Source organism: Salinarchaeum sp. Harcht-Bsk1, assembly GCF_000403645.1.
In the GTDB taxonomy this organism is placed as follows: Archaea; Halobacteriota; Halobacteria; order Halobacteriales; family Salinarchaeaceae; genus Salinarchaeum.
Map to the genome: position 1 here is coordinate 603,493 of NC_021313.1, position 21,986 is coordinate 625,478.

General features: G+C 67.3%; 28 protein-coding genes. 6 read left to right on the forward strand and 22 right to left on the reverse strand.

Annotated elements, in window-relative coordinates; translation table 11 throughout:
- Positions 1 to 33 precede the first annotated feature (33 nt).
- A complete protein-coding gene (locus L593_RS02890; RefSeq protein ID WP_020445424.1) occupies positions 34 to 732 on the forward strand; it encodes a helix-turn-helix domain-containing protein in 699 nt (232 codons plus the stop codon).
- A 118-nt stretch (positions 733 to 850) separates the two neighbouring features.
- Here the strand turns inward: L593_RS02890 and L593_RS02895 are convergent, their stop codons facing one another.
- Positions 851 to 1,123, reverse strand: a complete 273-nt coding sequence (locus tag L593_RS02895) for a helix-turn-helix domain-containing protein (RefSeq protein WP_020445425.1) — start codon at positions 1,121 to 1,123, stop codon at positions 851 to 853.
- A 192-nt stretch (positions 1,124 to 1,315) separates the two neighbouring features.
- Between L593_RS02895 and L593_RS02900 the strand changes: the two genes are divergently transcribed.
- Positions 1,316 to 2,530 (forward strand): proteasome-activating nucleotidase, encoded by a 1,215-nt coding sequence (locus tag L593_RS02900; RefSeq protein WP_020445426.1) that lies wholly within the window; start codon positions 1,316 to 1,318, stop codon positions 2,528 to 2,530.
- A 63-nt stretch (positions 2,531 to 2,593) separates the two neighbouring features.
- Here the strand turns inward: L593_RS02900 and L593_RS15850 are convergent, their stop codons facing one another.
- Positions 2,594 to 2,737: a hypothetical protein gene (locus L593_RS15850; RefSeq protein WP_187292635.1), complete on the reverse strand. Its 144-nt coding sequence runs from the start codon at positions 2,735 to 2,737 to the stop codon at positions 2,594 to 2,596.
- A gap of 112 nt (positions 2,738 to 2,849) precedes the next feature.
- On the opposite strand from L593_RS15850, the gene L593_RS02905 reads away from it, so the two are divergent.
- Positions 2,850 to 3,398 (forward strand): GMP synthase subunit A, encoded by a 549-nt coding sequence (locus L593_RS02905; RefSeq protein WP_020445427.1) that lies wholly within the window; start codon positions 2,850 to 2,852, stop codon positions 3,396 to 3,398.
- An 81-nt stretch (positions 3,399 to 3,479) separates the two neighbouring features.
- Here the strand turns inward: L593_RS02905 and L593_RS02910 are convergent, their stop codons facing one another.
- The 6 genes from L593_RS02910 to L593_RS02935 all read right to left on the reverse strand — a co-directional run bounded on the left by L593_RS02910 (position 3,480) and on the right by L593_RS02935 (position 5,972).
- Positions 3,480 to 3,764, reverse strand: coding sequence for a DUF3194 domain-containing protein (locus L593_RS02910; RefSeq protein WP_020445428.1), 285 nt, complete (start codon positions 3,762 to 3,764; stop codon positions 3,480 to 3,482).
- A gap of 3 nt (positions 3,765 to 3,767) precedes the next feature.
- Positions 3,768 to 4,163, reverse strand: coding sequence for a prefoldin subunit beta (locus tag L593_RS02915; protein ID WP_020445429.1), 396 nt, complete (start codon positions 4,161 to 4,163; stop codon positions 3,768 to 3,770).
- 124 nt (positions 4,164 to 4,287) lie between these two features.
- Complete coding sequence (locus tag L593_RS02920) at positions 4,288 to 4,533, reverse strand: KEOPS complex subunit Pcc1 (protein ID WP_020445430.1); 246 nt, start codon at positions 4,531 to 4,533, stop codon at positions 4,288 to 4,290.
- A 4-nt stretch (positions 4,534 to 4,537) separates the two neighbouring features.
- Positions 4,538 to 4,675 carry a DNA-directed RNA polymerase subunit P gene (locus L593_RS02925; protein ID WP_020445431.1) on the reverse strand — a complete coding sequence of 46 codons (138 nt, stop codon included), beginning with the start codon at positions 4,673 to 4,675 and terminating at the stop codon, positions 4,538 to 4,540.
- On the reverse strand, positions 4,672 to 4,956 hold the full coding sequence (locus L593_RS02930) for a 50S ribosomal protein L37ae (protein WP_020445432.1): 285 nt from the start codon (positions 4,954 to 4,956) through the stop codon (positions 4,672 to 4,674). Before L593_RS02930 ends, L593_RS02925 begins: the two co-directional genes overlap by 4 nt.
- Positions 4,957 to 5,255: 299 nt before the next feature.
- A complete protein-coding gene (locus L593_RS02935; RefSeq protein WP_020445433.1) occupies positions 5,256 to 5,972 on the reverse strand; it encodes a DUF2103 domain-containing protein in 717 nt (238 codons plus the stop codon).
- 162 nt (positions 5,973 to 6,134) lie between these two features.
- Between L593_RS02935 and L593_RS02940 the strand changes: the two genes are divergently transcribed.
- Positions 6,135 to 7,091 carry a phosphotransferase family protein gene (locus L593_RS02940; protein WP_020445434.1) on the forward strand — a complete coding sequence of 319 codons (957 nt, stop codon included), beginning with the start codon at positions 6,135 to 6,137 and terminating at the stop codon, positions 7,089 to 7,091.
- A 20-nt stretch (positions 7,092 to 7,111) separates the two neighbouring features.
- Here the strand turns inward: L593_RS02940 and L593_RS02945 are convergent, their stop codons facing one another.
- From L593_RS02945 to pth2, 3 genes are all read right to left on the reverse strand, one after another.
- Positions 7,112 to 8,245 (reverse strand): citrate synthase/methylcitrate synthase, encoded by a 1,134-nt coding sequence (locus L593_RS02945; RefSeq protein WP_020445435.1) that lies wholly within the window; start codon positions 8,243 to 8,245, stop codon positions 7,112 to 7,114.
- A gap of 102 nt (positions 8,246 to 8,347) precedes the next feature.
- A complete protein-coding gene (truD, locus tag L593_RS02950; protein WP_020445436.1) occupies positions 8,348 to 9,835 on the reverse strand; it encodes a tRNA pseudouridine(13) synthase TruD in 1,488 nt (495 codons plus the stop codon).
- On the reverse strand, positions 9,835 to 10,173 hold the full coding sequence (gene pth2 / locus L593_RS02955; RefSeq protein ID WP_020445437.1) for a peptidyl-tRNA hydrolase Pth2: 339 nt from the start codon (positions 10,171 to 10,173) through the stop codon (positions 9,835 to 9,837). Before pth2 ends, truD begins: the two co-directional genes overlap by 1 nt.
- A gap of 120 nt (positions 10,174 to 10,293) precedes the next feature.
- On the opposite strand from pth2, the gene L593_RS02960 reads away from it, so the two are divergent.
- Complete coding sequence (locus L593_RS02960; RefSeq protein ID WP_020445438.1) at positions 10,294 to 11,136, forward strand: universal stress protein; 843 nt, start codon at positions 10,294 to 10,296, stop codon at positions 11,134 to 11,136.
- A 27-nt stretch (positions 11,137 to 11,163) separates the two neighbouring features.
- On the opposite strand, the gene L593_RS02965 is transcribed toward L593_RS02960, so the two are convergent.
- The 6 genes from L593_RS02965 to L593_RS15855 all read right to left on the reverse strand — a co-directional run bounded on the left by L593_RS02965 (position 11,164) and on the right by L593_RS15855 (position 15,189).
- Entirely contained in the window at positions 11,164 to 11,739 is a 576-nt protein-coding gene (locus tag L593_RS02965) for a hypothetical protein (protein WP_020445439.1), read from the reverse strand.
- Complete coding sequence (locus L593_RS02970; RefSeq protein WP_020445440.1) at positions 11,736 to 12,473, reverse strand: thioredoxin domain-containing protein; 738 nt, start codon at positions 12,471 to 12,473, stop codon at positions 11,736 to 11,738. Before L593_RS02970 ends, L593_RS02965 begins: the two co-directional genes overlap by 4 nt.
- A 211-nt stretch (positions 12,474 to 12,684) precedes the next feature.
- Positions 12,685 to 13,044: a thioredoxin gene (gene trxA, locus L593_RS02975; protein ID WP_020445441.1), complete on the reverse strand. Its 360-nt coding sequence runs from the start codon at positions 13,042 to 13,044 to the stop codon at positions 12,685 to 12,687.
- A gap of 233 nt (positions 13,045 to 13,277) precedes the next feature.
- The gene (locus L593_RS02980; RefSeq protein ID WP_020445442.1) at positions 13,278 to 13,679 is read right to left on the reverse strand and encodes a helix-turn-helix domain-containing protein; all 402 of its coding nucleotides are present in this window, start codon (positions 13,677 to 13,679) and stop codon (positions 13,278 to 13,280) included.
- 318 nt (positions 13,680 to 13,997) lie between these two features.
- Positions 13,998 to 15,023 (reverse strand): sulfite exporter TauE/SafE family protein, encoded by a 1,026-nt coding sequence (locus L593_RS02985; protein ID WP_020445443.1) that lies wholly within the window; start codon positions 15,021 to 15,023, stop codon positions 13,998 to 14,000.
- Between the two features lie 19 nt (positions 15,024 to 15,042).
- Positions 15,043 to 15,189, reverse strand: coding sequence for a hypothetical protein (locus L593_RS15855; protein WP_020445444.1), 147 nt, complete (start codon positions 15,187 to 15,189; stop codon positions 15,043 to 15,045).
- Positions 15,190 to 15,539: 350 nt separating this feature from the next.
- On the opposite strand from L593_RS15855, the gene L593_RS02990 reads away from it, so the two are divergent.
- Complete coding sequence (locus tag L593_RS02990) at positions 15,540 to 16,388, forward strand: universal stress protein (RefSeq protein WP_020445445.1); 849 nt, start codon at positions 15,540 to 15,542, stop codon at positions 16,386 to 16,388.
- A 109-nt stretch (positions 16,389 to 16,497) separates the two neighbouring features.
- On the opposite strand, the gene L593_RS02995 is transcribed toward L593_RS02990, so the two are convergent.
- The 5 genes from L593_RS02995 to L593_RS03015 form a co-directional block, all read right to left on the reverse strand.
- The gene (locus L593_RS02995; protein WP_020445446.1) at positions 16,498 to 18,138 is read right to left on the reverse strand and encodes a globin-coupled sensor protein; all 1,641 of its coding nucleotides are present in this window, start codon (positions 18,136 to 18,138) and stop codon (positions 16,498 to 16,500) included.
- Positions 18,139 to 18,271: 133 nt separating this feature from the next.
- Positions 18,272 to 19,453, reverse strand: coding sequence for an inorganic phosphate transporter (locus L593_RS03000; RefSeq protein WP_020445447.1), 1,182 nt, complete (start codon positions 19,451 to 19,453; stop codon positions 18,272 to 18,274).
- A gap of 65 nt (positions 19,454 to 19,518) precedes the next feature.
- Entirely contained in the window at positions 19,519 to 19,989 is a 471-nt protein-coding gene (locus tag L593_RS03005) for a YeeE/YedE family protein (RefSeq protein ID WP_020445448.1), read from the reverse strand.
- Positions 19,989 to 20,534 (reverse strand): YeeE/YedE family protein, encoded by a 546-nt coding sequence (locus tag L593_RS03010; protein WP_020445449.1) that lies wholly within the window; start codon positions 20,532 to 20,534, stop codon positions 19,989 to 19,991. The genes L593_RS03005 and L593_RS03010 overlap by 1 nt, the downstream gene beginning before the upstream one ends.
- Positions 20,535 to 20,545: 11 nt before the next feature.
- Entirely contained in the window at positions 20,546 to 21,739 is a 1,194-nt protein-coding gene (locus L593_RS03015; protein ID WP_020445450.1) for an MBL fold metallo-hydrolase, read from the reverse strand.
- Between the last annotated feature and the right edge of the window lie 247 nt (positions 21,740 to 21,986).

Here is a 21,986-nt window from a genome sequence, read left to right on the forward strand (position 1 = left end):
GATTTAAGTGAGAGGGCGAACAGCCTCCGCGCGATGCGATCGATCCGGCTCGCCGTCGCAATGCCACCCGACGATCGGCACCCGATGCACCAGTACGCGATGGATCACGGCGGATACACCGCCTACTGGCAGCTCCACTGGCAAGGCCGTCCGGACGACGGCATGACGCTCCTCTTCTATATCGAGGGACCCCAGGAGCCCTACCTCGAGGCGCTGGAGGAGCGCGTGCCCGACGCGACGCACTCGGTGACCGACGCCGAGGGTAACGGCTTCTACCTCTACGTCCACGCGGACCTCGACGGGCTGGATCGCGGCCTCGCCGACGCGATCGATCGGCCCGGCGTGCTGCTCGTTCCCCCGCTGGAGTATCGGATGGACGGCACGCTCGTTGCCTCGCTCGTCGGCCCGGCCGAAGCGCTGTCGGTAACCGTCGACGAGATTCCCGACGCACTCGACCCCGAGGTCCTGCAGGTCCGGCCCTACGGCGAGCGATCGTTCCGGACGGCGGGCGCGCTCACCGACCGCCAGCGGGAGATCGTCGACGCGGCGCTGGAGGAAGGGTACTACGAGGAACCGCGCGAGGCCAGCGTCGAGGACGTCGCCACGGCGACGGGGTGTGCCCCGAGCACGGCTGCAGAACACCTCCGGAAAGCGGAAGCAGTGGTGATGGAACGGGCGGCGACCGGACCGGTGACGGAGCCGGCGGTGGGCAGGCCAGCGGCGAGCGAGTGACCGAGACCGCCGACCGTTCGATACCGCCGAGCGCGACGCTCTCGGTCGAATCGACCGGCGAAGAATCGAGTGCGCATCCGAGAATCGGGCGGGGCGATTCCCGATCGAATCGGCGGCGCTATTCCTCGATCGCGAGGGTGTAGAGGCGCTTCCTGGCGTCCGAGAAGGAGAAGCGCGAGTCGACGGCGCCCTCCTCTTCGAGCCGGTTCAGCGCGTACCGGACGGTCCGGGGCGGCAGCAGCGTCTCGTCTGCGAGCTGGCTCTGAGTCAGCGTCTCGTTGTACTCGAGCACCTTCGCGACGAGTTTGGCGCTCGGGGGCAGGTCGCGGACGTCGTCCCACGAGGCGGTCGATTCGTCGGATTCGGGCAGGGTGGACTCGGATGCGCTCATCGTGGAGCAGGGTACTGGATGCCGACTAATAATATTTCCTCTTTGTATTTATTACTTCAGAGAATAATTACTGGGCGGAGCCGTCGCGCGATCGGATGCCGTGATGGCGCATCGGAGTCGGTCGATTTTGCTTCACAACGGCGGTGTCACCACCCGAAGTCTCTTATGAACCACACCCCTAACTCATCAGCAATGAGCGACACTGCGGAGGAGGTCGACTTTCCCTACGACGAGCAGGAGGCCTCCCTGTCCGACAAGATCGAGGCACTGCAGGAACGTCTGGAGGTCCTCGAATCACAGAACGAGGAGATGCGAGACAAACTCCTGGACGCGAACGCGGAGAACAACAAGTACCAGCAGAAACTCGAGCGGCTGACCCACGAGAACAAGAAGCTCAAGCAGTCACCGCTGTTCGTCGCGACGGTCCAGGAGGTCACCGAGGAGGGCGTCATCGTCAAACAGCACGGCAACAACCAGGAGATGCTCACGGAGGTCACCGAAGAACTTCGCGAGCGCCTCGACCCCGACAGCCGGGTCGCGCTGAACAACTCCCGCTCGATCGTCAAGGCCCTCGACGACGAGACCGACGTCCGCGCCCGCGTGATGCAGGTCGAGGAGTCTCCCGGCGTCACGTACGGCGACATCGGTGGCCTGGAAGAACAGCTCCTCGAGGTCCGCGAGACCGTCGAGATGCCCCTGACGAAGCCCGGCGACTTCGAGACCGTCGGCATCGAGCCCCCGAGCGGCGTCCTGCTCCACGGCCCGCCGGGCACCGGGAAGACCCTCCTCGCGAAAGCAGTCGCCGAGGAGACCGACGCGACCTTCATCAAGATGGCCGGCTCCGAACTCGTTCACAAGTTCATCGGCGAGGGCGCGAAGCTGGTGCGGGACCTGTTTCAGGTCGCCCGCGACCACGAGCCCGCCGTCATCTTCATCGACGAGATCGACGCCATCGCCGCGAAGCGGACCGACTCCAAGACCTCCGGCGACGCCGAGGTCCAGCGCACGATGATGCAGCTCCTCTCGGAGATGGACGGGTTCGAGGACCGCGGCGAGATCCGAATCATCGCCGCGACGAACCGCTTCGACATGCTCGATCGCGCCATCCTCCGTCCCGGCCGCTTCGACCGCCTCATCGAAGTGCCAAAGCCCAACGAAGAGGGTCGCCGCAAGATCTTCGAAATCCACACCCGCGACATGAACGTCGCTGACGACGTCGACTTCGACGTGCTCGCCACGATGGCCGAGGACGCCTCCGGTGCCGACGTCAAGGCCGTCTGCACGGAGGCCGGGATGTTCGCCATCCGCGACGACCGCACCGAGGTCCGCGAGACCGACTTCCGCGAGGCGTGGCGCAAGGTGCAGGCCGACGAGTCCGACGAGGGCGTCTCGAAGACGTTCGCCTGATCGCCGGGGCAGCGCGATAGCTTTCTTCATCCCGGACTCGCCCGGGAATGCGCTATCGGCCGACTAGAGCGCGCTCAGCACGAGCCACGGCACAAGGAACAGGACAGTGAAGACGGCGATCAGGAAGAGCGCGTAGCCCGTAATCGTCGCGAGTCCAGTCGTCCACGCCGGATGATCGAAGTCGTCGAGCCGAGCAGCGACGTCCATACACCGACTTCGAACGTCGCTCGCATAGTGATTGGGGTGGGACGCCGGCTGGGGATCGCCACTGCCCGGCGTATCGGACGCCTTTTTGCCCCGCTCCGAGTACCCGCTGGAAATGACGCGGATCGACGTGGTCGACAACCACGGGCAGTTCACGCATCTGGAGCAGCGCGCGCTCCGCGATCTCGGCATCGACTGCGAGATCATCGACAACGACACGCCACCCGAGGAGATCGAGGCCGACGGGCTCGTGCTCTCCGGTGGACCGGACATGGACGATCGCGGTCGTTGCGGCGACTACCTCGATCTCGATATTCCAGTCCTCGGCATCTGTCTCGGTATGCAGGCGATGGCGCTGGAACTCGGCGGCGAGGTCGGCGGCGGGGACTACGGCGGCTACGCCGACGTCACCGTCGAACTCCTCGACGAAGACGACCCGCTGACCGGCTCGCTCTATCCAGAGACGCGTGTCTGGGCGAGCCACGCCGACGAGGTCACGGAGCTTCCGGAGGGATTCACCCTCACCGGCCGGAGCGACGTCTGCGACGTCGAGTCGATGAGCGACGCTGACCGCGATCTCTACGGCGTCCAGTGGCACCCCGAGGTCGCTCACACCGCCGAAGGCGAGGAGGTCTTCGAGAACTTCGTCGCGCTCTGCGAGTAAGGACGGCGATCGACGAACGGCAAACTCCGGGGAACGAGTTAGCGCGGAACGACGGACGCGAAGGCTCCGTTTTCGAGCGAGTCAGGGCTCGTCGAAGAGGTCGTCGACCGCGCCCTGGGCCGCCAGCGCTGCGTCGTCCGCGACCTGCTCGGGATCGGCGTCGCCGTCGGCCTCGATGTAGACGTCGACCTCGAGGATGCCGTCCTCGAAGTTCACCGAGATGTCGACGTCGCTCACGTCGCTTCGACCGAACCGCGAGAAAACGACCTGCTCTGCGGCCTCGGCCGCCGTCTGGACGACCTCGTCGTCGGAGGGCCCGTCGCCGTCCGCATTCGGGTCGTCGTCCCCGGGGTCCGAGGCTCCCATCGTTCAGTCGCCGCCAGCGCCGGGCCCGCCGCCCATGCCGCCCATCGGGCCACCGCCGCCCTGGAGCATCTCCTGGAGTTCCTGCTGGAGTTCCTCGAACTGCTCCTGGACGCGATCCTCCTGCTTCTGGAGCGTCTCGACGCGGATCTCGAGACTCTCGACGTTCTCCTCGAGGTCGTCCTTCGCGGTCTCGTAGTCCGTCTCGAGGAGGAGTTCGCCGACCTCCCGGTACATGACGGTGTCCTCGTCGACGTCCTCGAGCTCCTCGAGGGCGGACTGGGACTCGGTCAGTTCCGTCTCGGCCTCGTTCTTCTGGACGGCGACCTCCTGGGCCGTCTCCTGGAGATCCTGCAGTTCCTCGACTTTCTCCTGTGCTTCCGGCGGCAGACTACCCTGCATAGCTTCGAGGTCGGTCCGGGTACTGAAAAACCCCTGCTTTTGTGGCCAGTGGCTGGCGTGGGAGCAGGGCAGGCGATTCGACCGCCCTGACGACCGAGGCGACCGAGACGAAGGCTACGGTGCCTCAGCGCGCCGCGATCGCCGTCTCCTCGGCGGCCGCCACGTGGGAGCACCACGTTCGCTTCGCGGCACGGAGCGCCTTCGGATCGGCGGCGTCGATTTCGACGATCACGGTATCGTCGTCCCGCGTCACCGCCGTCGCCGACCGATCGCCCTCGATCGCTCCGGCATCTAGCGAGATGGCGCGCTCGATCGACTGGGCGAGGGCGGAATCCGCGTAGGAAAACTCGAGCGTGGCGCGGATCGCCACGGCGCTACTGGACGTCGATCTCCTTGACGTCGGGGCTGCGCTCCTTCAGCAGGACGCGGTGCCCGCAGTACGGACAGCGGACCCCGCCGTACTCGTCCAGCGAGACGTCACGCTTGCAGCGCGAGCACTTGTACGCGCTCATTCGTCGTCTTCGTCCTCGGCGAGGGCAGCGCGGATCGACCGTCGGACCGTGGTCCCGGCCGGGGTCTGGGGACGGTAGGCGCCGCCAGTGAACGTGTAGTTGCAGGTCTCGCACTCCCAGATGCCGGTGTCGGTCCGGACGACGCGCTCGCGACCACACTCGGGGCACTCGTGGTCGTCGCGCGTGTCGGCCTCGATCTCGGCGACGCGCTTGCGGGCGACGCGCCCGTAGCGTGCACCGAATCGGCCGGCACTGCCGGTCCGACTCGAATTGCTGCTCATAGTGGCTCAGGGTATCCGTGGCGCGCTGATAAAGGCTGCGAACCCGAGATGGAACGACGTGGACGCAGGAATGCGAATCCGCACGGTGAACGCATTGGAAGCCCCCTCCCGCTCGACTCGGGCGACTCGCTACGCGCTTCCTTCGCTCACTTCGTTCGCTCAGTCCAGTGCTTGCTTCGTCGGCCGTCGCCGAGCGGTCGGCCCCTTCCAGTCCCACCCGCTGTGATCGGTCGACACTCGGGAAATCCGGTGGAACGGCGAATCGGGCGTGAGCGGTAGGCGGCCACCTCGCGCGCTCGTCAGTAGAGGTCGGCCTCGTCGAGGGCGGCGTTGAGGTCCTCACGGATCAACTCCCCGGCGTCGGCCTCTCTCGCGGTGGTGACAACCCGGTTCTCCTGGACGGAAGAGCCGTCGCGCAAGAGCAGGCGCACGTTCCCGCCGGCGTCGGCGCGGGTGGCCTTCGCGCGGAGCCCCGACTGGGAGCCCGTCCCACCGGCGTCGATCGGGCCCGGAATCACCTTCTTCACGTGCGGGTGGCCGGCGACGGTCCGGATCGCGCGCATCCCCTCGCGGCCCCCGATCAGCGTGGAGTGCGAGCCGCCGATCTTCTCTGCGGGAGCGGCGTCGACCACGTCGAGGGAGCGTTCGCCCCGGCGGTCGATCGCGGTTTCGACGGGGTCGTCACCGGTCACGCGGAGGAGTTCGTACTGGCTCTCGCCCTGGATCTCCCTGAGGACCTGCCGGTCGCCGGCAGCGTAGACGGTTTCCGGCCGTTTGCGGTGGAGTTCGTCCGCGATCTGGCCGGCGAACGCCCGGAGTTCCTTAATCGCGTTCTCGCCGTCCTCCTCGGTGGTCCGCACCACGCTCGATCCGACCACGGCGTCCTCGTCGAGCATCGTCAGCGTGGCCCGCTCGCGGTCGGCGTCGATCACCACTGCGTCGGCGTTGGCAGTGTTACAGACCAGACAGTAATCGCCCGGTCGGTCGAGTGGCTCCGCACAACGCCGGCAGTCCATCGACCGTGTTTGTTCACCGCCGGGAAAAAGCAGCGCGGATCCGCGACGACCGTTTGCGCACTCCAAAAGAACGAAGTGGATCACCCCGCGACCTCCTGTCGTCCTTCTCGCCGGCCGGAGCGGCTGCGCTGCGGCCGACGGCCGCACGAACGCGGCACAGTCATGACCAGATCAGTTCACGACGCGCTCGCATCGCACCCGGTCGAAACGACGGTCCACCGGCGGCTGCACGACGTCCGCCCGCACGAGGTCTTCGAGGTGACCTACGACGGACAGCGCGTTGTTTGCAAGGTCGCCCAGCATCCGCTCGGCGATCCCGAACTCGAGGCACGAATCCTCCAGTTCGTCGCCGCGGAGACGCCCGTTCCCGTCCCGCCGATCATGGCGGTCGGATCAGACCACTTCGTCGCCGGCTGGTGCCGGGACCTGCCGGCGGATCCGACCGTCGACGAGACGAGAAGTCGGGCGATGGGTGCCGGCCTCGCTCGGCTCCACGAGTCAGCGAGCGAACGGTTCGACGCCCCGGGGCACCTGGAGGCCGAGAACGGCTCGCTCGCCCTCGACGCCGACGACCGCTGGAGCGACACGCTCGTAGCGTTCCTCGATGAGCGACGTCGCTTCCTCGAACCACGCGGGTACGGCGACGTGGCGACCGAGGTGCTCGGCCTGGTCGAAGCGTTCCCCGAGGCCTTCGACGACGTCGGCGACCCTACCCTGCTCCACGGCAACGCCCTCCCGGACCACGTCGGGATCGACCGATCCGCGGATCCCGCCCGTGTCACCCGCGTCATCGACTTCGAGCACGCACTCGTGGGACCACCTGCGTTCGATCTCCTGCGATCGATCGGACCGACCTACGGGCCGCCGGGCGCGACCCACGATCCCGACGGTCGAGCGGCGTTCCTCGAGGGCTACGCCACGGTTCGCCCGCTCCCAGCGGACCTGGAGGAAACGTTCCGGCCGCTCGGCGTCGTCAACGGCGTCGCGTACCTCAGGGCGCTGCACCTCCAGCGCGGTGACCGCGACGCACCGCAGTCTGTCGCTCGCCGGGCGCGGGGGCTGGCGGAGCACGTGCTCGAAGCAGCATCCGAGGTCAGGTCGGCCCTCAGGTCGGAGTAAGCAACCGAGATCGAGGCGCGTTACCGCTCGTCGACGGGCGTCCAGGTCCGACCGGAATCGCCGACGTAGTTCGAACTCGGGCGGATCAGCCGGTTGTCTTCGAGCTGTTCGAGACAGTGGGCCATCCAGCCGCCGGAGCGCGAGATGCCGAACGTCGCAGTGAACAGCTGTCGGGGGATGCCGACGCCGTGGAGGAGTGCTGCGGTGTAGAACTCGACGTTCGTCTCGAGGCGGCGATCCGGTTTGTGCTCTTCGAGTGCGGCGACGGCGACCTCCTCGTACTCCTCTGCTGCCTCGAAGAACGCAGCGTCGCCGCCGTCCTGGTAGAACTGCTCGGCTGCCGAGGAGAGCACCGCGGCGCGGGGATCACGCACCCGGTAGACGCGGTGACCGAAGCCCATGATGCGCTCGCCGTTTTCGAGCTTCTGCTGGACGTAGCCCTCGGGATCGCCGGACTCGTAGACGGCCTGGAGGTCCTCGAGGACCGGACCGGGCGCACCGCCGTGGAGCGGACCCTTCAGCGTGCCGACTGCGGCCGTGGCCGCGGAGACGACGTCGGACTCCGTCGAGACCACGACCCGCGCGGAGAACGTCGACGCGTTGAGCCCGTGATCGACGACCGTGTTGAGGTACGTCTCGAGGCCGCGGGCCTCTGCCTCGTCGGGCACCTCGCCGTCGAGCATGTAGAGGTAGTTCGCGGCGTGGCGGAGATCCTCGCGCGGCTCGACGGGCTCCTCACCCTGACGGTACCGCCAGTACGTCGCGACGATCGTCGGGAAGATGGCGATGACGCGCTTCGCGTCGGCCTCAGGATCCTCCTCGCCCTGGTCGAGGTTCGCTGCCGCGGCGCCCATCCGTAGCGCGTCCATCGCGGGCTTGTCCTGCTCGGCGGCCTGCCGGAGCACGGCCCGGACCTCGTCGCTGATCTCGCGGCGGCCCGCGAGATCCGCTCGGAAATCCTCGAGTTCCTCTGCGTCCGGCAATCGATCCTCGAAGAGCAGGAAGAGGGTCTCCTCGTAGGTCGCGTTGCCAGCCAGTTCGCCGAGCGGGAAGCCACCGATGACGAGTTCCCCCTGCTCGCCGTCGATGTCGCTCAGACGCGTCTCGGCGACGGTGATTCCCTCGAGTCCCCTCGCGACGTCGGAATCGGCCATGTCGAGTATTGCCGGATGGCCCTGTAATGTCTTACCATCGCGGCACGCGGGATCTGCCTCGTCGGCACCTCGCATCCGTACGAACGTCCAGTTTCTCCCAGTCTACCCGAGTGCGATTGGGTCGACTTTCAGGTACTCCCGCAGCAGCACCGTCGCGTAGGATCCCTTCGGCAGCGCGAAGGAGAGCGTCGGCTCGTCGTGGTCGTCGATCGAGAGCTCGGTCCCGACGAGCACCGCCCGACGCGTCCCGGTCGAGCCGAACGGATCGGGCAGGTCGAAATCGCCGGGCGACAGGTCGAGGTCGTCGAGTATCCGCCGCTCGATCTCCCCCGGATCGCCGTCGCCGAGGTCGGTGTCCGTCCCGACGAGCGGCGCGGTGACGAACGCCCGGCCTCGCTCGCAGTGACGAGCGATCGTGTCGACGCGATCCGCAGTGACCGCCTGCAACCGATCGGTGTCCGGGAGCGCGACCTCTTCGGGCGCTCCCGCGTCTGCAAAGCAGACCACGTCGCCGGCGACGGGTTCGTGGAACGGCAGGCCGGCGTCCAGTCGCGCCGAGAGTATCCGGTTGAACGCGTAGGACTGCGCGGCGTGGACGAACATTCGCTGGAGGTTCTCCGGCAGGTCGGCCAGTGCTTCTCGGAAGACGGCAGCGTCGTCCCCGGGGTCCGCGTCCGCCCGTTCCAGCGCGTGGAGCAGCGTCCGCTCGTAGCCCAGCCGGTTCGGCATCGCGTCCAGCGCGCCGGTCCAGTCGCCGTCGTCGAAACAGTCGCCGGCGGCAGCGCGAGCGTCCTGGGTCGAATCGGGTTCGGAGTCGTAGGCGTCGGCGACGTAGATGCGGACCGCCTCGCGCCACTCGCCGCGGACGATCGCCAGGCCGACGGCGTGCGTGATCGGTCGACGGCTTCCGAAGCGCTGCTGTCCGAAGAAGTTGGGCACGGCGACCGGGGTCGGATTCCCCGGTTCGTCGCGGTCCGGCGCGTCGCCGCCGGTTCGGAACGTGGCGAGCGCGTCGGTGATCGGGCCCACGTGCTCCGGCCGCTCGGCGTCGGTGATCCTCACCTCGAATTCGTTGCCGACGAGGTCGCCGAGTTCGATCGAGCGACCGAGCCTGCCGAGCACCTCGACGTCGGCCTCGTCGATGGCGGGAGTGGCTTTCTGGCCGGTCGCGTCGGCAGCCCCGTCGACGCTGCTCGCCGCTCCAGCCCCCGGGATCACCGCCGGATCGACGCCGTCGATCGAGAACAGCTGCGTCGTCACCGCGCGCTTGTCCTTCGTGCCGGCCCAGTGCACGCGGTGACGGCTAATTCCGAGCCGATCAGAGAGGGTTCCGGCGAAGTCGTTGGTGTCCCAGCTCCGGAGCGTCGCACGCACGACCACGTGTCCATAGGCTCCCGGATCGGCGTCGATCGGCTCCGGATCGATCCGCTCGATCTCGCGGACGCGGAAGTCGTCGGGCGAGCGTCGGAGGCGCCCGCCGGTCCCGTCGACGTCGGTGACGTAGTGCTCGATGCCGACGGCCTGCTCCGTCGGGTGTGCGGGCCGGAGATCGAACCGTCGCGTAGCTCCGTCGTCGGACGAGTCGGCCATCAGTACAGCGAGAGGTCGCCGGTGATCTCGTCGACGGCACGCTCGCTGGCGGGACCGATCGCGAGCGCGGTGACGGTTCCCGGTTCGAGTTGCGTGTGGCCGGCGTCCCGGACGATGGCGTGGGGGAGGCCGGCGCGCTCGGCGCGGTCGGCGAGTTCGAAGAGCTGGTCCTCGCCGTTCGCCTGCAGGACGATCTTCTTCTGGCCGCTCCCCTGCCATTCTCGCTTGGCAGTGCCGTCGGCGTCCTCGACGGCGGAGAGAGAGGCGTGCGCGACCTGGGCGGCGAGTTTGCCCTCGCCCATGTTCAGATCCGCGCGGGCGACGATGGCCTGTTTCATGGACGCTGCTGGGCGCCCGCAGCCTATACCTCTGGCTACTCGGTTCCGGCAACGAAGCGATGCGACCCCGTCGAACCAAGCTTTATCGCCCGAATAGCCCAACGTTCACCCACGACCGACATGCTCGAACGGATCTGCATCGGCGTCGACGGGTCGGACTGCGCGCGACGAGCCACGGCGGTCGGCGTCGCCATCGCGGAAGCTGCTGACGCCCACGTAGACCTCGTCTACGTGAGGAAAGAAACGGACGAGACAGCCGAACAGGACGCCAATGCGGTCCTCGAAGACGCGCTCGAGTCCTGCGAGGACGCGTCAGTCCAGGTCGACGGCCACTCGCTCACCGGCAAACCGGCAACGCGCCTCGTTTCCTTCGCCGACGAGCACGACGCCGACCTGCTCGTCCTCGGTAGAATCGGGCGCACGGGCCTGGGCAAGCGGCTCCTCGGGAGCGTCGTTCACTCGGCGTTCCGACAGTCCGACCGTCCGATCCTCACAGTCCCCGAGGGCGACGGCCAGGTCGAGATATCCGACCTGCTCGTCCCCACGGACGGGAGCGAAGCCGCCGAACGAGCCGCACCGATGGCAGGGACGATCGCGACCGATCACGACGCGACCGTGCACGCGCTCTACGCACTCGACCTGGCGACCGCGGTCGGACCGTTCAGCGCCGGTGGCCTCACCGGCCCCGAGATCGAGCGCCTCGAAGCCGACCGCAAAGCGCACGTCGACCGCCTCGCCGATCGACTCCGAAGTGACGACGCAGAGCGCTCGATCCAGACGGTTGTCGTTCGGAACTCGCCACACAGGGCGATCCGTGACTACGTCGACGAGGCTGGCGTCGACCTGGTCGTCATGAGTTCCCGGGGCCAGACGAGCGCGCTGGGGCAGGTTCTCGGCAGCGTCACCGACCGGGTGCTTCGTACGGTCGACGTCCCCGTGCTCGTCGTAACGGACGATCGATGACGGTCGCGGGGCTGCCCCGACCCGGCGTCACGTCGCCGAACCGTCCGGCTCCGTCCGCTCGATCGCTCCGACAGAGCACGTCCGCGGATCGCCGGAGCGCGTCAGGAAGCCCACCAGGAGTACGATACCGCCGACGCGCAACAGCGTACCGTCGTAGGGCAGTGCAGCCATCGCACCGACGAACCCGAGCGCACCGAGCACGCCCGCGCCACAGCTCGCACACCCGGCTGCGAGCACGCCGGGCAGGATGCCCGCGACGCCCGTCGCGCCCGAGCGCCGTCGGCGCCGGAGGAGCGCGGCGGCATTCGTCACTGCGACGCCGGTGAGCAGTGCGTACAGGACGACGAGGGAGAGGCCGAGCCAGCCACTCGTGAGGTACACCTCTCGGGTGAGCACCGAAACGCCGTAGGTGACATCCGTGAGGTCCCGCTCTAAGAACTGGCGGGTGAACTGCGGGTAGGTGCTCAGCACGAGGAGCACGTACGTCCCGATCGTCACGACCCCCGCACCGAGGAGGCGGGCGTCGGAGGTGAGCGGATAGACGAGCGCGTCGCGAAGGGCGACCGCTACACCGTGGATCCGGCGTCGATCGACCCTGGTCACGTCGCCAACACCTGGTCGATCGCCGACGCGAAGTTCTCGTAGGGGTGGGCGCCGACGAGGCGCCCAGCCCGGTCGTTCTCACGGTTGTAGACGACGAACGCGGGCGTGCCGCGGATCCCGGCCGACTGGGCCGCGGATACGTCTGCGTCGAGGCGGTCGCGAATCGCGTCGCTGCGGGTCTCCCTGCAGGACTCGACCGCCGATCGAGAGACGCCCTCGACCCGTTCGGTTACCTCGGCGAACGTCGCGTCGTCGGCCCAGTCCTCCCCGGACGATCGCTGGACGTCGAACACCTCGCCGTGCCAGTTCCAGTACGCCATCGGATCGTCGGCGCCGACCTGCTCCCAGACGCAGCGGTCCCAGATCGCGGCGGGCATCGAGTACTCGCCGATGTTCGGAAACAGGAGGAAGGGGATGCGCACCTGGCCGGCGTCGACGTAGTTTCGCCCGATCTTCGCGAGCGTGTTGGCTTCGAAGCGCGCACAGAACGGACAGAGGTAGTCGGTCCAGTAGTAGAGGTCGACCGGCGCAGCGGCGTCGCCAACGACCGGACGCCCCGACAGTTCGATGCCCAGACCACTGGTACCGGAGCCCTCGTGAATCGTCGCAGGTTCGTAGGCCGAGTCCGTCGAGGCCGAGCGCGTCGCGAGGTACGCGACGCCGGCGCCGAACCCGATCGTCGCACCGCCCGCGAGGAGCGCCCGACGCCGGGTGATCGTGTCTTCGTCGTCCATCGACGTACAAGACTATCGGCATCCGTGCCAAGGGCCTTTCGTCCGTCGGGGACGGCGGACCGGACGCGAGCAGCGAGACTCCGAGACGCGTCGCTCCGAACCGTGGCGGACGGTGCCCCAGACCGGGGCACCGAGGCGCTTCCGACGGCGACCGCCGGGAAGCGAGAGGGCGCAGCAGGAATCACACTGCAGGCGCCGACGATCGGCGACCTCAGTTCGCGTAGCGGTCGATCAGCGACGCGAGGCGATCCTTGGACTGGACGCCGACGATCTCCTCGACCTGTTCGCCGCCGGCGAACAGCACCAGCGTCGGGACGCCACGGACGCCGTAGGCAGCAGCGAGTGGCTGGTTCGCGTCGACGTCGACCTTGGCGACCGTGGCCTCGGTCTCTGCAGCCAGTTCCTCGACGACGGGCGCGATCATCTGGCAGGGGCCACACCAGTCGGCGTAGAAGTCCGCCAGCACGACGCCTCCGTCGCCGACCAGTTCTTCGAGGTCGCTCTGGCCGTTCACGGGCACCGGCGTGTCGTTCGTCTCCGCGCTCTGATTCGTAGCAGTATCGGTCGTCATCACCACCAGGTACGAGCGGGTCGGTACTTAGGAGTTTTGGATGGATGTCACAATACTACGAAACACCAGCAGCGATACCTGGTGCCGACGAGCAGATTCGATCGCTGGCCGAGACCGATCAGATCGTCGTGGAGATATCGACCGACGGAGCTCGTTCGAAAGTGCCCTTGGACGGTAGGCGACGTGAGAATCGAGAGATGGAAGAGCGGAGCGGTAGATCCGGTAGAATCCTGTTAGCTCTGGATGGACGCGGTCGCCTCTGTCTCGTCGTACTTCGACTCGAACTCCTGGATGAGCTGGCCCATCTTGGCGTACCAGTCGTTGAGCATCCGCTGCATGTCGTCGGCGATCTTCTGTGGATCCGTCGGCGAGTAGACGTGATAGTAGCCGCCCTGTTCGTAGTTGACCTGTTCCTTCTGGATGAATCCGGTCTGCAGAAGACGCTGGACGGCGCGGTAGGCGGTCGATCGCTCGCGGTCCACGCCCTCGGCGATCTCGTCGACCGTGAGGGGGTCGTCGGCCGCGACGAGCGCCTGGAAACAGTCCTTGTCGAGCTGCTTCAGCCCGTGGAAACACTCCAGGAGCCCCTCACACTCCATGTCCTGCTGGAGTTGTTCGGACATCGAATCTGGCATCTGTATCGAACGAACGTACCCACTGTGGCGGCAAAAGACTTGTGTATGGTTCCTACAATTCTGGAGCAGCGAACCCGGGCGGAGAACGCGACTGGTTCTCGTCGCCTCCCGGTTCGTCGAGCAGGAGACGTCGGCCGCTGAGTAGCCACTATTGCCTATCGAGTTTGCACGTCGCGAATCGGCGCCCGGAGACCGCCTCCGAGCGCCCGGCAAAAACGAGGTCGAAACGACAGCGGGGGCGTCGCCGGCAGCGAGGGGTTCGACGGCGGTGAGCCCCCCGGTGGGCGCGAGCCCTTCGACGCCGGCGCTCGTCCGTGCTCAGTCCGCGATGGTCGAGCCGGAGCGGTTGGATTCCCGCAGCGCACTCAGGCTGCTCTGCACGACTGCACCGCTGACCAGCAGCGCGGAGCCGAGGATCAGCACCATGCTGACGATGCTCAGCTCCTCGATCCCGGTCGCGTTGCCGATCTGTCGGACTGCGACCGCGACCGCGCCGCCCAGCAGCATCACGCCGAAGTACACCTTGATCTCGTCCTCGTCGACGATGCTGGTGGCCGCGGAACCGACGCGGGCACCCAGGGCGCTCCCAGCCAGCAGCGGAACGACGATGCCGAGGTTGACGCCGCCGTCCATCGCGTAGAGGAAGCTCCCGATCCCGCCCGAGAAGACGATCTCGAACAGGTCCGTCCCGACGGCGATCGGGACCGGCACGCCGATCAGGTAGAACAGCGCGGGCATGCGGATGAATCCGCCGCCGACGCCGAGCAGCCCGGACAGCAGGCCGGTCGCGAATGCGACGGCGAGGATCATCCACAGCGAGACGCTGACGCCGCCTCGCAGGTCGATCATCGGCGGGAGGTGATACGACTGAATTTTCTTGGCGATGTCGGGGATGTCGTCGGAGAGGTCCTCGTCGGGGTCGACGTCCTCCACGTCGTGGTCGACGCCACCGCCGCCGTCACCCTTGATCGCCTCATAGGTGACGAACGCACCGATGCCACCCAGCAGGACGACGTAAGTGACGCTGATGACGCTCCCGGCCAGGCCGAGTTCCTGGAGGTGGAGCACGATTTCCTTGCCGACCTCGATGCCGGCAGTCGTCCCAGCGATCATCAACACCCCGAGCTTGTAGTCGACCTGCCCGAGGTCGCGGTGTTTCAACGTCGCGATAACCGAGGTCCCGAAGACGAACGCGAGACCGCTCCCGACGGCGACGCTGGACTCGTAGCCCATGACCAGCAGTGCCGGCGTCACCAGGAAGGAACCGCCCATCCCGAAGAAGCCGAAGAGGATGCCGATCAGGAGGCCGAAGCCGACGAACAGGGCCAGCATCGCCACGCTCATTCCAAACAATGCCATCGTATTAGCTCGTAAGTCGGTCGATCAGTTTCTGGCCGATCGCCTGTTCCAGCGCGCCGTAGCCGACGTAGAGGACCATCGCCTCTACGAGGACGACGCCGATCAGCGCTGCCGCCTGCGTCCACCCTGGCAGCCCTGACACGTCGATCATCGATACTCACCCGCTCGGTTGCACAGTTGTGTGCGAATCATGCTTTTCTACTCGAATCATCGTACCCGGAGCAACCTAATAACGGTTGTGGAAGTACAGTACAAGATTACTGCAGTGGTTCGTATGGCTATCCCATCGAAATATCCGAATAACTTATGCGGATACTGGGAGTTCAGCGCCCGGACGATTTCCGCGGTATTTCGCCTCTTCGAGCGCTCGCGCGCGCTCACCGGACGAGCAGCCCCCAGGCCCCAGACCGGGCCGAAACCCCCCGCGAGCGCCCGTGGACCGGCGCAATCGAATATTGTGAGAACAAAACAATATTATAGGGCGGTCCCGTACGCGTGTACATGCGAGCAATATACGCGACCGACCTGTCGGCTGCGAGCGAGGCTGCTATCGAGAACGAGACCTGCCTGGAGTGTCTCGAGCGCATCGGCGTCGACACCTTCCACCTCGTCACGGTCATCCCTTCCAACGTGCACGCGGGGATGCCGGGCATGCGCTTCGAGGAGCGCCGGGAGCAGGCGCTCGACCGCTACAGTCGCGTGATGGAGGACGCGGGCTTCGACGTCGAGACCCACGTCGTCCGCGGAACGCCTCACCGTCGGATCAACGGCGTCGCCGAGTCCGTCCGGGCGGACCTCACCATCGTCGGGTCGCGCGGGAAGAGCCCGCTCGAGAACCGCGTGATCGGCTCGACCGCACGGAACCTCGCGCGAACGACCGTCGTCCCGCTCGTGGTCAATCGGATCGAACGCGAGGCCGAACAGCCGGACGTCCTCCGGGAGCACCTCTTCCAGCGCGTGCTCTTCGCCACGGACTTCTCGGAGAACGCCGAGCGCGCGTTCGACTCCTTCTCCTACCTCCGCCACGCGACCCAGGAGGCCACGCTGGTCCACGTCGAGTCCCCGAAGGATCCGATCCCGGAGGAGGCCGAGCCGTCGCCCGAGGAGCGCCTCGACGAACTCGCCGAGACGCTGGAACAGTGGGACATAGAGACGGAGATCGACGTCCGGCGCGGCGATCCGTCCGACGAGATCCTCGCCGCCGAGGAGGAGTTCGTCCCCACGACCACGCTCGTCGGGTCCCGTGGCCGAAGCCGGATGCGACGGCTGCTCCTCGGGAGCACCTCCGAAGACATCGTCGCGCGTGCGAACGGGAACGTGTTCCTCGTCCCGCCGCCACGGACGGCCTGATCGCACGCGGGTCGCAGTACACAGTTCGATCACTTCGAGGAACGACCGACAGGCCGATAGCTGGCGCGACCGGTCGATAACGGTTCCGGATCGGCGGAGAAAGGTGGGCCTACCGCGCCGGGCGACGTTCTTCGGCGTTCGACGCAAGGTCAGACGTGTCGGTGAGCCGCTCGACCGACTCGGCGACGTCGCCGAGTGCAGCGGTCTGTTCCTCCGCAGATGCAGCGAGTGATTCGGTCTCGCTGGCGACGCGGTCGGCCGCGTCGGCGAGGCCGTCCATCTCCGCCGCGATCGCCTCGGCGCTTCGGGCCTGTTGCTCGGTCGCCTGCTCGATTTCCGCCATGCCGTCGGCGGTCTCGTCGGCCGCACCGTGGACGGTGTCGAGCCGCTCGCCGAGGGATTCGACCTGCTCGGAACTGTCCTCGAGCTGGGCGGCGGCGGCGTCGATCGCGTCCGAGACCTCCCGGGCGATCCCTCGGAGCTCCTCGACCGTCTCCGGAAGCGCCTGGAGTTGCTCGCTGGTTTCCTCGGCGAACGACCGCACCTCCTCGCCGAGGACGTCGAGCGCCTCGCTCGAGGCGTCGCTTCGGCTCGCCTCGACCCGGGCGTTCGCGGCGAGGATCTTCGTCTGGTTCGTGACCTCCTCGATCGTCTCGACGACGTCGTCGATGCGATCGGCCTGCTGTTCGAGGCGCTCGGTCGCCGCCACGGCGGCCTGCGTCTCTTCCCGGAGGTCGTCCATCGCGGCGACGGTCTCCTCGGCCTCAGCAACGCCCTCGCTGGCGACCTCCTCGGTGCGCTCGCCGAGCGTCCGAACGTTCCCCGCGGTGCCGGCGATCTCCTCGACGGTCGCGCTCAGGTCCTCGGCCTCCTCGGCGGCGGTCCGCACGCCCTGTGACTGGTCGGTCGTCAGTTCGTGGATCGTCTCCGCGCCCTCCGCCACGGTTCCTGCCGCGTCGTGGAGGTCGCCGATCGGTTCCTGGACGTCGGTCTCGACCTCGCTGGCGAGCCGCTGTCGTCGCTGGATCTCCGCTTCGAGCCGGTTGCTGTAGGAGTCGACGTAGGTGTCACAGGCCACCTGCACGTCGAGGTTGATGATCCGGAGCAGCGCCAGCAGGTCCGCGACGCCGTCGTGGATCGCGTCTCTGACCGTCGACTCGAAGTCCTCGTCCAGGTCGCCCGGATCGTCCGCGTCGTCGCCGAGCGCCCCCAGAACGCTCCCGAAGAGCCCGTCCGAGCGCTCTGCCTCGGCCCGCTCGACCGCCCAGTCTTCGATGGCCGCGACCACCTGATTCTGGATCCGATCGTCGAGTCGCTCGAACAGCAGGTCGTAGTAGACGCCGTACTGTCCGATGTAGTGTTTGAGCGGCATGTCCAGCAGCTCGTGGAGCTTCCCGATCCGCGCCCGATTCCGGAAGTAGGCCTCGTCGTACTCGCCGGTCGCGAGCGTCACCATGTAGGCCTGCTGGGTCTGCTTGAGTTGCTCGACGGATTTCTCGGAGCGGCCGATCACGTCGGTCGTCTGCTCGTACTGCGTGAGATTCTCGTAGAACCGCTCCGCGATCTCCTCGCGATGCTCGCGGAGCAAGGGTTCCATCGACGCGAGGCGGCGCTCGTCCTCGGCATCGAAGCCGATGAACTCCTTTCGCCACGCGATCTCGTCGCGATCCAGCCCGATGTCGTCGGTCAACTGGTCGGCGTCGACGTTCGCGTTCAATCCCCCGCGGCCGAAGACCTCCTCCGGGTTCATACCTCCCGGTCGGACGTCCTGTTTCAAAACCAGTCAGCCGGGTTCCTCCAGCGCGAGAACGGGGCAGTCGTTTAAAACGGGTCCCGAAGATGTGCGGACGTGTGCCCGGTGGCCGACCGGGAGCGATCGGCAGTTAGACCAGCGAGAGCACCACGATCGCGACGTACCCGACGACGAACGCCAGCACGAACGAGCCAGCCCACGCGGCGAGCGTCATCCCGATCTTCCGCGGATCGACCGCGGCGCCGCCGCCGACCGCGGCGCCGCTCCCGATGATCGCGCTGACGACGATCTCGTTGAACGAGACCGGCACGCCGAGCACGACGGCGAGTTGGGCGATCAGGAATGAGGGGACCAGCGCGGCGATCGATCGTCTGGGACCGAGCGAGGAGTAGTCCTGCGCGAGCGACTTGATCATCCGCGGCGCACCGGTCCAGGAGCCCACGAGCATCCCGAGGCCGCCGCCGAACAGGACGACGATCGGCGATATCGCGCCGACCTCGTCGAGCAACGGGAGCAAGGGTCCGACCGCGAGGCCGACCTGGCTACCACCCGCGGAAAACGCGACGAGCGAGCCCAGCGAGAGCAGCACTCGTCGGAGCCCGCCGGCCTCATCGCGGGCGACGTCCCAGCGAACGAGTGCTGCGACGGCCAGCGCGGCCGCTAGCGTCGCGGCCAGCAACGGGGCGGCCCCGTCGACCCCGACGGTGCGCTGGATCGCACCGACGATCGAGCCGGCGGACGTGCCCGGACCGACGAACGCGAACTGCAGGTTGACCACGACCGCGGCGACGAGACCGGCGAGGAACGGAATGCTCAGTCGCTCGGGGACGTCCGATCGTGGCAGCACACTCGCGATGGTGAACGCGATGCCACCGCCCACGAACGGCGTGAGCAACCAGACCGCTCCGATCTGCCGGTAGGTCGCCCATTCGGGCGTACCGCCGAGTGCGAGGCCGACGCCCACGACGGCGCCGGTGACCGTGAACGCCGTCGCGATCGGATAGCCGGTCTTGATCCCGACAGCCATCAGGCCTGCACCGATGCCCAGCGCGACGATCACGCCCGTCGCGGGCAGCGAAACGCCGCCGACCAGCCCGCTCCCGAGCGTCTCGGAGACGTTCGCGCCCTGCGTGATCGCGCCAACGAAGCCGAAGATGCCGACGACGAACGCGGCACGCATCGTGGAGATGGCGTTGGCGCCGACGGCTGGCGCGAACGGCGTGGCGCCGCTGGATCCCGCGCCGATGACCCACGCCATGAACGTGCTGGCGAGGGCCGCGATCAGGAACAGGGCGACGATCGTGGGATCCATCTATGACTGGTGGAAGTGCGGTGACCTGCTGGAGAAACTGGGAAACAGCGTTGGTGGGGTAATCGTCAGTCGGCGCTGGCCGGTGTGGCCTCGTCGCTGGGCGATCGGCTGCGGAACACGCCCTGGGCGTAGGCGCCGATGAACATCCCGGCGATCGCCCAGAGGATCGTGAAGTTACCGATGCCGACGCTGGCGTAGGCGGCGCCCGGGCAGATGCCGGAGAGCCCCCAGCCGACGCCGAAGATGGCGCCGCCGACGAGCACGTTCCGGTCGAAGGGCTTGAGCCGGCGCTCGAAGTCGTCGCCGGACAGGACCGCCTGGCCGAGCAGTCGCGGCGCCAGGAAGTACGTGACGCCGGTGACGGCCGCGCCACCGAACATCACGAACACCAGCCCGAAGTCCTCGAACTGGAGGAAGTCGAGCACGACCTCCGGTCGCGCCATGTGGCTGTAGGCGAGCCCGAAGCCGAAGATCAGGCCGCCGAGGATCACCAGCGGCGCGAACAGCGGGTGCCGCTGCGAGGCGCTCCCCGCCATCACGGCGTCACCCCCGCTGCTGCGACTAGCTGTGCGGTCACGATCGCGACCAAGAGGAAGGTCACGACCCCGGCGATCGACGTCTTCGACGCGGAGCCGACCCCGCAGACGCCGTGCCCGGAGGTACAGCCCTTGCCGACGCGGGTGCCCACGCCGACGAAGATGCCGCCGACCAGGAGCCGCCACGGGTGGACGTCGGTCGTCCACGCGCCGCCCTGGATCGTCACGGCGTATACGGCCGCGCCCAGGACGATGCTGCCCGTGAACAGGAGCCGCCAGTCACGCGAGGCGACGTACCGCTGGAAGCGGGACTGCCCCGAGACGTAGGACAGCGTCGACTCGAGGAACGTGCTCGCGCCGGCGCTGATGCCGGTCCCGAGGTAGATCACCGCGGTCCCGAGGCCGACCAGCAGCCCGCCGACGGCGTACCGACTGATCCCGTTGGGGAACGGGTCGGACGCGATCGAGGCGGGCGCGATGTCGACCGCACTGGTGGCGGCGACCAGGTCGGCCGCGAGCGCTACGGTGATGAGGTCGGACAGCATTGGCTACGCGCTTAGTCCCCCGCGAGCGACTCCTGGCTCGCCGCGCAGTTGTTCGGGCCGAGTTCGAGGGTGAACGCTTCCTCGTCGTCGACCGCGTTCTGGCCGAGGTTCGTCGCGATGATGTCCTCGTAGTTCGCCGGGCGGGGCGGCATGTCCGAGAGGATCAGCTCGACGAAGTCCGCTTCCTCCATCGAGAGCGCGTCCATGCGCTCCTTCAGGTCGCCGATCGGCGCCGTGTAGGTGTCGTCGTCGGCCGGAACTGCCGCGTCGCTGAAGTGCGCGCCGCCGACGAGCGTCTCGTCGGGCAGCGTGAGGACGCGCTCCTGGAGCGACTCGTAGAGCATCCGGGCCGCGTCGGGTGCGCCGTCGTCGCCCTCTTCGAGGTCGGGGCGCGCGACGCTCTCGATGAACAGGCCGTCGCCGGTAGCAAGCAGACTGTCGTCGACGAGGTACGAGGTCATCCCGGTCGTGTGGCCGGGAGTGTAGACCGTCTCGATCGTGGCGTCGCCGACGGTGAACTCGTCGCCGTCGTCGGCGAGCGTCAGATCGTCGGCGTAGGTGACCCCGCGGTCGACCGCTGCGGCGGGAATGACGCCCTCGACGCCCGCTGCGTCGAGGTCGCGAACGCCGGAAATGTGGTCGGCGTGGATGTGGGTGTCGATCGCATACTGGAGCTCAGCACTGTAGTTCTCGGCGTCGTCGAGGTACCGATCGGTGAACGCCCGCAGGGGGTCGATCACCGCGGCCTCGTCGCCCTCGACGAGGAGATAACCGAGACAGCCCGAGGAGGGCCGCTGGTACTGGTAGAGCGTGCCGGCGCCGTCGTAGTCGCTGACCTCGACGGACTCGTAGATGCGCGCCCAGCCGTTCATCCCGTCCTCCAGGTGAACGACGTCGTAGCCTTCCTCGATGAGTCGGCCCGCGACGTACTCGCTGGCGCCGCCCTTCGCACACAGGGCGACGATCTCCTCGTCCTCGGGGAGCTGCTCGAAGACGTCCTCGTCGATCTCGTCCTCGAGGAACTCGAAGTACGGAACGTTGATCGATTCGACGTTCTCGCCGTCGATGCGCCACTCCTCGTAGTCGGAGGTCATCCGAGCGTCGAGGATGGTGAGGTCCTCACCGGCGTCGACGCGTTCCTTGAGCTGTGCTGGTTCGACCGATTCCACCGCCACGTCGGGCGTGGGGAAGTCGTCAGCGTTCATGTGTCGTGTACCCCCAGTTTCCAGAGCCGGGCACATAAGGGTTTGCATAGTAGTTCGTCAATCGCACAATACAGTGTTCGGAACCCACCGTGCAGAGGTGCCGCCAACCGCGAGAGTACCGAGCAACACGCCCATACGTATGAATTATAGAAACAAGCGACATCTCAGTAATTCACCGACCGCACAAGAACCGATATCCTTTAGTGATCGGCCTTGGTATTGTGCGTTAACTCCAATACAAACCAAC